At 42.2% G+C, this 11,653-nt stretch carries 12 protein-coding genes; 7 read left to right on the forward strand and 5 right to left on the reverse strand.

Features of this window, described 5'->3' with window-relative positions; all coding sequences use genetic code 11:
• Nucleotides 1-280: 280 nt before the first annotated feature.
• The 4 genes from INQ51_RS17640 to INQ51_RS17655 all read right to left on the reverse strand — a co-directional run bounded on the left by INQ51_RS17640 (nt 281) and on the right by INQ51_RS17655 (nt 4,740).
• Complete coding sequence (locus tag INQ51_RS17640) at nt 281-1,573, reverse strand: erythromycin esterase family protein (RefSeq protein WP_233379272.1); 1,293 nt, start codon at nt 1,571-1,573, stop codon at nt 281-283.
• A 207-nt stretch (nt 1,574-1,780) separates the two neighbouring features.
• Complete coding sequence (locus INQ51_RS17645; protein WP_233379273.1) at nt 1,781-3,091, reverse strand: hypothetical protein; 1,311 nt, start codon at nt 3,089-3,091, stop codon at nt 1,781-1,783.
• 399 nt (nt 3,092-3,490) lie between these two features.
• Nucleotides 3,491-3,808: a hypothetical protein gene (locus tag INQ51_RS17650; protein ID WP_233379274.1), complete on the reverse strand. Its 318-nt coding sequence runs from the start codon at nt 3,806-3,808 to the stop codon at nt 3,491-3,493.
• 464 nt (nt 3,809-4,272) lie between these two features.
• Nucleotides 4,273-4,740: a hypothetical protein gene (locus INQ51_RS17655; RefSeq protein WP_233379275.1), complete on the reverse strand. Its 468-nt coding sequence runs from the start codon at nt 4,738-4,740 to the stop codon at nt 4,273-4,275.
• A gap of 275 nt (nt 4,741-5,015) precedes the next feature.
• Between INQ51_RS17655 and INQ51_RS17660 the strand changes: the two genes are divergently transcribed.
• The 7 genes from INQ51_RS17660 (at nt 5,016) to INQ51_RS17690 (ending at nt 10,269) form a co-directional block, all read left to right on the forward strand.
• Complete coding sequence (locus tag INQ51_RS17660) at nt 5,016-5,903, forward strand: DMT family transporter (RefSeq protein WP_233379276.1); 888 nt, start codon at nt 5,016-5,018, stop codon at nt 5,901-5,903.
• Between the two features lie 347 nt (nt 5,904-6,250).
• On the forward strand, nt 6,251-6,439 hold the full coding sequence (locus tag INQ51_RS17665; RefSeq protein WP_233379277.1) for a type II toxin-antitoxin system HicA family toxin: 189 nt from the start codon (nt 6,251-6,253) through the stop codon (nt 6,437-6,439).
• An 11-nt stretch (nt 6,440-6,450) separates the two neighbouring features.
• Nucleotides 6,451-6,846 (forward strand): helix-turn-helix domain-containing protein, encoded by a 396-nt coding sequence (locus INQ51_RS17670; RefSeq protein WP_119436638.1) that lies wholly within the window; start codon nt 6,451-6,453, stop codon nt 6,844-6,846.
• Nucleotides 6,847-6,996: 150 nt separating this feature from the next.
• Entirely contained in the window at nt 6,997-7,548 is a 552-nt protein-coding gene (gene ruvC / locus INQ51_RS17675) for a crossover junction endodeoxyribonuclease RuvC (RefSeq protein ID WP_233379278.1), read from the forward strand.
• A gap of 7 nt (nt 7,549-7,555) precedes the next feature.
• Nucleotides 7,556-7,819, forward strand: a complete 264-nt coding sequence (locus INQ51_RS17680; protein ID WP_233379279.1) for a hypothetical protein — start codon at nt 7,556-7,558, stop codon at nt 7,817-7,819.
• Nucleotides 7,820-7,863: 44 nt separating this feature from the next.
• Nucleotides 7,864-9,471 (forward strand): amidase, encoded by a 1,608-nt coding sequence (locus INQ51_RS17685; protein WP_233379280.1) that lies wholly within the window; start codon nt 7,864-7,866, stop codon nt 9,469-9,471.
• Between the two features lie 189 nt (nt 9,472-9,660).
• Entirely contained in the window at nt 9,661-10,269 is a 609-nt protein-coding gene (locus INQ51_RS17690; RefSeq protein WP_233379281.1) for an RNA polymerase sigma factor, read from the forward strand.
• Nucleotide 10,270: 1 nt separating this feature from the next.
• Here INQ51_RS17690 and INQ51_RS17695 read toward each other — a convergent pair whose 3' ends face one another.
• Nucleotides 10,271-11,566: a DUF3472 domain-containing protein gene (locus tag INQ51_RS17695; protein WP_233379282.1), complete on the reverse strand. Its 1,296-nt coding sequence runs from the start codon at nt 11,564-11,566 to the stop codon at nt 10,271-10,273.
• Nucleotides 11,567-11,653 lie beyond the last annotated feature (87 nt).

The raw sequence follows: 11,653 nt of genomic DNA on the forward strand, positions 1-11,653 counted from the left end.
AATTAGTGTTAATTGCTGTAATTTTTTTAATATTCTATATCCAAGCTCGTTGATTACCCATTTTATTTGATGCTGTTTTATGCTTGATGGTAACGGTGGTGGTAGTAAGTTGTGGCGCTCCCGGGTATTTGCGGACTGTTCATCTGCTGGTTCCGATTTGCAATCGGGACCTTTTTGTGTTATATCTTTTTCAGCCTTGCAGGCCGAGGCACGATTTGCAAAATCGCGCCGGCGGAGTTGCTACAAAGAACTGCGGTTGAATTACCCACTGAACCACGCATTACATATAGCTTTTGTTGTTCCCTGTATTTTTATAAGTTGTTGGTTTCATATTTCTAACATAGATTACTCCATCAAATATTTTATACCATTTGCCAAAATGTGGTTTATGTCCAAGTATTATACTCTCAAATTCTTTATCCCCAACTGGTGCTTCCCTAATTCTTGAAAAGTCAATAAAAGCGTAATTCGATTCGATTTCCTGAGCAATTTTGAATTCCCAAGAGGTCTCAGGTGCTGAAACAGAGTCAATTTTAGAAAACGCATTGTATTCACCATTGCTAGATGTAAACGCTATACTAAAAACATTTTCGTTCCCAAATTCATTTGAAACATGTTCTGCAAAATTTGTAAATCCTTGATACAAATCATTACCCTCCTCATAAATAGCATCTCTAATTTTAGTTGCACCATGATAGTTTGCAGTCCATACAATTACTTTTTCATTCGGGAAAAAATTATTGATGTACCAACTGAGATTTTTTGCCATTCTTTCATCTCTTAAAGGCACACTTGCTTCAAGTCCTGCTTTCATTTCGTATGTATATGAAATAAGATTCTCTAACTCTAAAATTATTTGGGTTCTTGCTTCTACAGAACCTTTCTTACTCGCTTCTATCAGTTTTTTGATGGTGTTAACATCTTGGGTAAAGTGGTTAAAGTTGAAAGTTGAATCTTGAACGGCCTTGAATTTATTTGTGATTATAGCGTTGTGTTGTGTCAAGAAACGTTGAAAATCAAACTTGGTAGAACTAGAAATATCAAAAGCGTCATCTAGAAATTTTGGAAAAAAACTGGCATAATAATTTAAAAAAGTATTATCTATCCCAATTATGTTTAATGAATCCTTTTTGTTCCATACATAGTCTGCCATTGCTTTAAACTCATTAGTATAAGACCAAACATTACACAATCCCTTTTTAAACTCCAACTCTGCAGTTTTTGGTTTATCACTTTGCTGAATAACTGCACTTGCGTAATGCATATCAAATATGGTTGCTCCTTCGAATGCAAGAACCTTATAATTTAGTTCTTCATGCAAAAACTTAACAAGTCTGGTTTTTGCTTGGAATGTTGCACCGTCTCCGTGACTAGCCTCTCCCAGAAATACAATTTGTTTATTCTTGAGAACATTGTTCAAAAATATCAAATCGGCAAAATTGTCATCCGAAGGGGATATACTGCTAATTGGATATGTATTTTCAAGAATAATATCAGTTTCGTTTTTACAGCCCTGAAATGTAATTATTGATACAATTAGACATAAATAAATAATGATTTGTTTCTGTTTCATTTGTCTCAGTTTAATATTGGGCACAACGGTTGGTACTTGTTGTCGGTGCTCAGCTGGTTCCGATTTGCAATCGGGACCTTTTTGTGTTATATCTTTTTCAGCCTTGCAGGCCGAGGCACGATTGGCAAAATCGCGCCAGCGGAGTTTTACCAGGTACTTAAAAATTAGGGGGTTGTGCAACGGTTATCCGTGTTAGCTCCCTGTGCTTTATTTATTTTCAATTTTCTTTATCATTTCTGTTGTCAATTCTAAAATTCTTAGTGGATATTTATCCCGAACTTCTCTTTGCTCCTCATGATTTAGCCAGCTATATTTTTGCGCATAATTCCTTTGCGAATATTCTTCTCTTAATTCATGTATTGCTTCTGTTGATTTTGATAATACAGGAAAATAACTGGAGAAATTTATGCTGTCATTGATATTATTTTTGATAAAACAGTCTGGATTATTTTTTATCAATTGCTTTATTGTCGATTTTAAATTGGCAATTTCAACTGTTTTTTCGTTAATCGTAATTATGCCATTTACGCTTTGTTTAATTTGAATAATATTGGGTGTTTCATTTATTTCCTGTTCAATTTCATTCAGTTTAGTCATATCTGAATACCAATTGGGTATTCTTGTAGGGAATGAAACATCTGGATAGTACTTAGTGTCAAAGTCTGCATCGGATGGAATTACAGCATATGAAATACGATAAATTCCTGAATTAGATAGTTCTGTTTTTAATTTATTTATAAAACCCATTTTAACATCACAATGAATGTAAAGACGATAAACCATAAAAGGAATTTCAATCTCATCTCTCATTGATTGCCAATCACGGATTCTGAAATGCAAACTGTCTAATGGAATTCTTTTATTATCCGCTACAATAATTGGGTTAGAACTTTCCTTATCGTCTTTAGAAAACACAACATAAATATCCTCAATTAAGGAAAGTTTTTCTGGTCTTTCATAAAATACAGAAAACGGAAGGTCAAGTTTATATTGATAATGAATGTTTTTACTTAAAATACTTTTATTGATGACTTTATAATTTATCAAATTTATTTTTGATAATCCGAATGAAAGAGCTGCAACACACAGAATTGAAGCCGATAGCCATTTTAAACTTTTGCGAATGTAGGTTAACCTTATTGTATTCCAGCTTTGAAGGAATAGTGTGATTGTAATAAGAATAAATACATAATTATAGTCAGGATAGAGGCTGAAAAGATGCCAGCTTCCATGAAATGTGAATCCGAAAAAGAGTCCAAAAACGACAGCCAATTTTGAAAACCAACTTAAAAAATACCAGTTTAAAAATCTTTGGTCGTTGACAATTGCTGTCTTTCTATGATTACGGATTCCAAATATCTTTTTGGGTTGGTCAAACCAGAAAACGAAGCAAACTGATTGTCCAATGATAACTGATAAGAATGCAAAGAATAGATTGTAAAAGGTTACCTCTTTGTCTGTAAGAACCCACAAATCATATTTCTCGGTAACGGAAAGAATTCGAAATGATTCTCTCATGATATAAAGGAATGAGTAAAAGGAGAACGAATAAAGCAATCCCAAAATTCCTCCAACTATCAACCTAAATCTTGAAAGTTCTATAAAATTGGGCTCTTTATGTAAAAAATTTTTACTCAGTGTCATTTTGGTTTTCTTTCAGCATGAAGCACAACGCCCGCGTAACGCATCTTTTATCCAATCAATATCTTCTATAGGAACAACAAAAAGTATCGTTCCCAATAAAATACACTTGTAAAGCACGCCTTTTATGTATTCCTAATTTCTCTCTGTTTTTATGTGATCAAGCGTATTCAACGGTTTTTGATAATTTACAGGTTAAATATAAACAGAAATTCAACCAAGGCTTTTCTAAACAGGGTGTTATCAGGCATAATCCGCCGGCCGGAGTTCGCGGTTCTAAGTAAAACCCTCGTTAAGCTCGCTTTTTACCCCGAACGGCTTGAAAAAAGTGAGCCTGTTCTCGCTTAAAGTTAGAATGTTCTCGTTTTTAGTGAGAAAGTTCTCACTTTTTACAAGGAAGTTCTCGTTGAAAGTTAGGATGTTCTCACTTTTAGCAAGCTTCTTCTCACTTAAAGTTAGAATGTTCTTGCTTTGAGGGAGAAAGTTCTCGTTTAAAGGTAGCTTTATCTCGTTCGGAGCTAGCTTCGCAATAGCAGTAGTTCCGTGCTGCCGTACTGCTGTGTTTTTCTCGTAGCTCTTCTTCTTTGTCCCCATTTTCGAGGGGGACGAGGAATTCCGGAGGCTCTGACGACGGAATGACGGAGGGGGTCAGGCCGTGGCAGAGTTCAAAGTTCAGAGTTCAGAGTTCAGGGTTCAGAGTTCAGGGTTCAGAGTTCAGAGTTCAGGGTTCAGAGTTCAAAGTTCAGAGTTTGGAGTTCAGGTTCCAGTGGTGAGCTCCCTGCTCTTCGCTCCTTGCTCCCTGCTCCTTGCTCTTTGCAATTTAACAGTTTTTCATTTTGACAATAGCATGCAGCTCTTTGCTTATTCGCGCATTTTCATTGAAGGATTGAAGGACTGAAGACTGATGGATTGATGGACTGAAGGATTGAGGGACTGGAAGGCAGAATTTGCAATATTCAATAATCAATTACCAACGACTCGAAGCTCATGGTTTGTAGCTCACAGCTCTTAGCTTATTTCCGCGAAAAATTCAGGATAGACGGAAGGATAATTAACTGCTAACGGGGATCGGGTATGCGCTTACCTCTTGGAAAACGTTTCCCCAATTCTTCAACTGCTTCTTTGGCGCCGGGTTGCCCCATGGTAGCCGCATTTTTCAGCACTTTATAGATCGAAAGCGATGCGCTGTAGGCCTCGCTTCCGGCAAGGATCATACTATCGTCCAACTCGTTGCTAATGCGTTCGAGCTGGGTGAAATAGGTACGAATGGCTTTTACTGCCTCAAAATCGGCAGTAGCTTCGGGTACATCAATAAAGGCAGGCATATACTGTGGATATTCCTGCGCGTATTCCACCGCTTTTTCAACAAAAGCCACGGTTTTATCGCCCATCTTGGGCAGCTCTTTACGCTCGTCGGGCGTAAGGGTCATTAACTTAGGTTCCAGTACGGTAGCCAGTACCTGGATGGCCTGGTTTACCTGGTCCTTTTCTTCATCGGTTAAATGGAATGAAAATCGATCTTCCATAAGATTTAAATTTGATTTGAAATTTGGGGTACACTGGAGTTTTTGGGGATATTTCCCTGCCACCCTTCCGGCTGCCAGGTACCTAAACATGTATACAGGGTTTCCGCTATCCTGAATTTCAAAAAAAAGATAATGCAATTGAGACATATAAATCAAGGCTTGCGATTATGCTATGGAGCATCTGTACAATGAGTTGCGTTGTGTGTTGCCCGTTTTTTGGGGCGACGGTCATCCGGTTTTCTTTTTGTACATTGGCGTTTTGAATCATCAGCTTTATGGCGCAACCTGTAAAATCTTATTTGTATGCGGGCCTGGCCGTGTTGTTTTGGTCGACCGTGGCAACCGCCTTTAAACTGGCTTTGGCCGAATACGACTTTATCCAGGTTATTTTTTACGCATCGGCCGTAACGGTTGTGTTGCTTTTTGCGGTTTTACTGTTTCAGCGGAAAGTACATTTAATCGCCCGGGTAACTCCGCGGCAATGGACGCATTCGTTGCTCATGGGCGCTTTCAATCCCTTGCTGTACTACCTGGTGTTGTTTAAAGCCTACTCCCTGCTTCCGGCGCAGGTGGCGCAACCTTTGAACATGATCTGGCCCATTACGCTGGCCTTGTTGTCGGTGCCGCTGCTGAACCAAAAAATTGGCTGGATAAGCTTTGGGGCGCTGATGGTTAGTTTTACCGGGGTGTTTTTTATTTCGTCGCAGGGTGGTTTCGACGGGTTTCGCAATACAAACGTGCTGGGCGTTTCCCTGGCGGTGGGGAGTTCGGTATTGTGGTCGCTGTACTGGATCTTTAATGTGCGCGACCGCCGCGACGAAGTGCTGAAACTCTTCCTGAATTTTGCCATCGGTTTTGTTTACCTCTTGCCCGTGATGGCGCTTTTCTCTTCGTTCAGAATAACGCTCAACACAGGGTTTTACGCCATCGTTTATACCGGAATTTTTGAGGTGGGCATTACCTATGTGCTTTGGCTCAAAGCCATGAACCTGACCACCAGCAATGCCAAAATCGGGAACCTCGTGTTTTTTGCGCCGTTTCTTTCGCTGGTGTTTATTCATTTTATTCTGAAAGAAACCATTTATGTCACCACGTTTATCGGCCTGGCTTTTATTGTGTCGGGCGTGCTTCTTCAGCAACTCGACAGGCGAAAAGGACGGTGACGGGTGGGGGTTAAAAGGATTTTTTGTTGAGGGTTAATAATCGATGTTTTTTTGGCTGTTAAAACATCGGGGAGAATGATTTATCCGACACTGAAAGTGTCGAACATAAATAACCCGGTGCGCCTGCACGGCTTTTGACGGGAAGCGCCGGGCTAAGGAAAGACCCGATCTCGTCCGGCGAAGAAAGTTGTTAGTTGATGAATCGGGATTCCGGACGAAAACAGGCTGATCATCATTTTATTAAGTAGTGTAGTTAATGATAGAAAAAAGAAGATTCCAGCAGATATTTTATCGCAACAAGTAAATTATTGTTTACCTTTGAGTGGGATTTAGAAAGATTCAGTTACATGAAATGCTCCGAATTATTTCGACTCTTGAAAAAAGATGGCTGGTACCCGATTTCACAAAAAGGGTCGCATGTTAAATTAAAACATGACCAAAAAGAGGGAATAATAATTTTTCCAAACCATGGGAGCCAGGAAGTCGGAAAAGGACTTGAGAAGAAAATTTTGAGAGATGCAGGAATTACACTTTAAAGACATGAATCATGAAAGCGTTTAAGAAAAAAATTAAAATAATAGTTGAAAAAACAAAGACCGGATTTTCTGCTTATTCTGAAGAATATCCAATATTTACAACAGGAAGGACTATTCCTGAATTAATAAATAATGCGCTCGAAGCCACTCAATTAAATTTTGAAGAAGAATTTGAAATTACACACGAGAATTTAAAATTTGAAATTGACTTTGCTCAATTCTTCCAGTATTATAAAGTGCTCAACGCAAAGTTTCTTGCTGAAAAGATTGGGATGAATCCTACTCTGTTATCTCAGTATGTGCAAGGACACAAAAAGCCATCGGAAAGCCAAACTGAGAAAATATTAAGTGGAATTCACCAGATTGGACAAGAATTGTCTGAAATGAACCTGATTTATAAAGCATAGAACACGGGCTATAACATTTGCAAATTGCATTTCGGATGCAGTGGGATGCGTTGTCTCTGCTCATTTCTGCAAAACACAATAAATCACGAACCAGCCACAACTTCTCGCAATAAATCGCAATAAGTTACCACAAGTCACTATTTTTATTGGATGGAAAAACCACTTCGAATTTTGGGGATCGACCCGGGAACCACGGTAACCGGTTACGGGCTGGTGGAAATCAGGAACAAAAAGCCGGTGATCCTGCACATGGGGAACATTACACCCGGGAAGTTCAAGGATCATTACCAGCGCTTGAAGGTTTTGCACGAGCGGGCGCTTCATTTGGTGGAGACCTATCGCCCCGATGTGATGGCGATTGAGGCCCCTTTTTACGGGAAAAACGTACAGTCGATGCTGAAGCTCGGACGCGGACAGGGCGTTATTATGGCGGCTGCACTGATGCACGGGGTTCCGATCCATGAATATGCGCCCCTGCTGGTAAAGCAGGCCATCACCGGAATGGGGCGTGCCTCGAAAGAGCAGGTGGCTTATTTCCTGCAAAAAGTGTACGATCTGAAAGAAATGGAGAGTGTGCTCGACGAAACCGATGCGGTGGCGGTGGCCATTTGCCATTTTATCCAGTTGAACAAGCCGCAGAAATCAAAAGAGTATAAAAACTGGGCCGATTTTATTAAGAAGAATCCTGACAAAGTGAAGTAATTAGAAGATGAAAAAATCGATCAAGACCTTTTTAATCGTCATAGCTGTTATACTGGGTTTTGTATTTCTGCCTCCGTTTATTGCCTGGCTCAACGGCGAGGCATTCAAGGTGTCGTTAACCGAAGTGCGTTATGGCGTATTTCTGGGATTACTGACGCCGCTGCTGATCTGGCTCTCCTCGAAAATGAAAAGTACCTTTCTTTTTGTAGTGGTGGCCCTGGTAATTATCAGCTTAGGCGGATTTTTACTCCATCTTATGTTTCCGAATTAACAAAACTTCGTATCCAAATCTCAAAAACCTAACTAAAAACAAAAATGAAACGACGTACCTTTTTTAAAACCAGTGCGATAAGCGGATCGGTACTGGCTCTTTCCGGAGCGGCTGCGTGTACAACCGGTTCCGGGCATTCAGAAACCCCGGTAAACCTCACCGATTTTGAGTTGAATGAGACCACGGTTGCCGAACTTCAGAAAAAGATGGAGGCGGGCGAATTAACGGCCGAAAGCATTTGCCAAAAGTACCTCGACCGCATTGAAAAAGTGGATGCTTATTTGAAGTCGGTGATCGAGTTGAACCCGGATGCCATTGAAATAGCCCGGCAGCTCGACGGCGAGCGGGAAAAGGGGACGATTCGCGGGCCTTTGCACGGAATCCCGGTGCTGATCAAAGACAACATTGATACAGGCGACAAAATGATGACCACTGCCGGATCGCTTGCATTGGCGGGAAACGTGGTGGAAAAAGATGCGTTTATTGTGACAAAGTTACGCGAAGCCGGAGCGGTTCTGTTGGGGAAGACCAACCTGAGCGAGTGGGCCAATTTCCGGTCGGATAATTCTTCGAGCGGATGGAGTGGCAGAGGCGGACAGGTGCGGAACCCTTATTTTCTGGACAGAAGCCCCTGTGGCTCGAGTTCCGGAACAGGAGCGGCCATTTCGGCCAATTTGTGCGCCATTGGAATCGGGACCGAAACCAACGGTTCGATCGTTTGCCCGTCGGGGAACAACGGCTTGGTAGGAATAAAACCCACGCTGGGCATGTGGAGCAGGCAGGGAATTATCCCGATTGCACACAGCCAGGACACTGCGGGCCCCATGTGCCGCAACGTAAGCGATGCTGCCATCTTGCTGGGAGCGCTGGCAGCAGCCGACCCGACCGATGCCGAAACCCATCTTGAAAAAGGGAATATTCTGAATGATTATACGCCTTACCTGAAAGCGGATGGTTTGAAAGGGAAACGCATTGGTGTGGCTTCGCAGATGTTATCGGGCAACCGAAAGGTGAACGAGCTATTTATGCAGGCTGTCAGTGATTTGCGGGAGGCCGGTGCAGAGGTGGTTGAAGAAGTTGAGTTTGAGCACAACGGGGAATGGAACAGGTTTTCGTACCAGGTTCTTTTGTACGAGTTTAAAGCCGATCTGAACCAGTACCTGGCCGGGCATCCAACAGCCCGGGTGAAAAGCTTGGAAGAGATCATTGCTTTTAACAAGGCGAATGCAGGTACGGAAATGCCCTGGTTCGACCAGGAAATAATGGAAGCCGCGCAGGCCAAGGGCGATTTGACAAGCGAAGAGTACCTGGAAGCTTTGGCGAACTCCAAGCTGTTTGCAGGCAAGGAAGGAATCGACAAAGTGATGGAAGAACTCGGGCTGGATGCAATTATCGCGCAAACAAATGGCCCGGCGTGGACCATCGATTGGGTGAACGGCGACCATTTTAGTGGCGGAAGTTCATCGCCTGCGGCCATCTCGGGTTACCCAAACATCACGGTGCCGATGGGCTTTGTGGAAGGGCTTCCGATTGGCCTCTCCTTTTTCGGGAAAGCCTGGAGCGAACCTGCGCTTTTGGAAATAGCCTTTTCGTACGAGCAAAAAACAAAGCACCGCAAGGCTCCCGGATTTCGGAAGTCGCTAATGGAGTAAGCATTTATTACATGCGAAATGATTTATACTTTGTTTTTTTAGGTGCTTATTTTATTATTATGCAATGAAATTCAACTCATGCCCGTAAAAATGAACGGTGTTGCAATTTATTTGTTAATTTCTCGATTCAGGTTTGGCTTCTTTTCTTTTTGAAAGAGCCAACTTCGGATTAGAGGACAAAAGTACAGCATGGAGGATTTGAAGAACTGGACCAGTTTTATCAACGGCGACAAGCAATCCCTTGAGATCATATATACAAAATACTATGATCAGCTGCTGAATTATGGCCTGAAGTTGTTTTCTGATCCTGAAATAGTGAAAGATTGTATTCAGGATTTATTTGTAAAGCTGTACTCCAGCAAAAAAATAAAGCCGACGATGCATGTGCGGCCTTATCTGTTAAAATCGATCCGGAATATATTGATCGATAAACTGGCCAAGCAGAAATTGCTGGTTTCTGAAAACGAAATCTCATTTCACATGCCTGTTGACGAGGAGGACCTGGAAAAGAAGTTTGGTGGCAACGATGAGGAGTTACTGATGCTCAAAAAGCTGTTGCATTCTTACGATCAGCTATCGGACAAGCAAAAGCAAATCCTTTACTTTCGATACATTCAGGAGCTTTCGCATAAAGAAATTGCGGAAATTCTGGATATCAATGAGCAATCGTCCATGAATTCGTCGTCAAGAGCCTTGTCGAAATTGCGAAACCTTTTACTGGATAAAGAAAATCAGGTTTTTCTCAGTGGTGATGATCTGAAGAAAAACCTGATTCTCTTGTGTATGGTATCAAAATAAGCTATTGCTTCGGCAGGGCTTTAAAGTCGATTTCCGGGTGAGCGGCAGAAGACTTTTCGCGGGTAAAAACCGTTCTGTAAGCCGTGTTATCGTCAAAGAAACCACAGTTTTTCATGACAAACGATTTCCGGTTTTTTGTAACGCCACCGTAATAATCGGCGCGGCGTTTGGCGGCAGCCGTTGCATCGTAGGTAAAACCGGCCTCGGTTAGTTCTATCCATTCACCTTTTTCGGTAACGATCCACTGGTTGGTAAGCTCCACTTTTCGGGTGAGGTGCCCCTGCGAAGGGATAAAGTTCTCGAGAAACGAATGCGGGCGGGTGTACCACGTTACCTTTTGGGGCCGCGAGAACGAGGCGATCAGTCGCCAGTTGTTTTGCTCCGGATCAAAGAACCACGACGTATAAACGGTGGCACCTTCGCGGTTTTGGTCCGGGTGAATGCGTGTCAGAAACCGATAGGTCTTTCCGGCTTTCCACGGATAGCGCAGAAAACTTTGTCCGCCCGAACCTTCTCCCCCAAATTCTTTGGTAACCACGTCTTTGCCCTTGTAGAGCATGTGAACCTGGGCTTCTACCGGAATTTCTTCCGGGTTATCGGTTGAATAAGGGCTCCAAACCGAAAACAGGATTCTTCTTTCGGTGGGCGAGTTTACCTGTATTCCGCAGTATCCTTCGCCAAAACCATTGACCATGTAGTAAGAACCGATCACATCTTCTTTTTCAGGCACCATCACTTCGTTGTAGAAGTACTCTACGTTTCCGGCTGATTCGGGAATCGGGTACGAAAGATGAACCGAGGGGCCACGCCGTCCAAAATAGAAATTCTCGGGTTCGCGTACAAAAATCAGTGGCTCCTGTGCTGCTTCGCCTTCAATAATCAGGTCTGAAATATCCGCAAAAACAGAACCTGTGCGCGATTTGCCTTTCAAGTCAATACGTACATGCTGGTTTTCTTTTACCGTTGTGCTTCCCACTTTAATGGTTTCCCACGCAGGATTATCAAGGGTAAGTTTGTGTGCTTTTCCGTTTATCGACACTTCAATTTCGGATTTACCTTCAGGAGTGCGGGCTTTCAAAGCTATGTTCAGGTTTCCGCTGTGGCCTGTTTTAAACCAGCAGGAAATTACGGCACTTTTATCGTCCCAACCCGAAAGACCGTTTTTGTTGATATCAACGGTTCCTGTTTTTTGGGTAACATAAGCATTCCCGCCAAGTGGAATATTTACTGCTGAACCGGCCGAGAATGCATGGTTCACGTTCAGGATAATCAAAAGAATAAGAACTAAATGCTTCATTTTATTTTGCTTGCTTTTACTATTAGCGATTCAAGAGATCGAATTTACTTCTTTTTTTTGAGGAGCCCCGCCGAGGCAGGTATGCGC

Source organism: Maribellus sp. CM-23 (assembly GCF_021354595.1).
Taxonomy (GTDB): Bacteria; Bacteroidota; Bacteroidia; order Bacteroidales; family Prolixibacteraceae; genus Draconibacterium.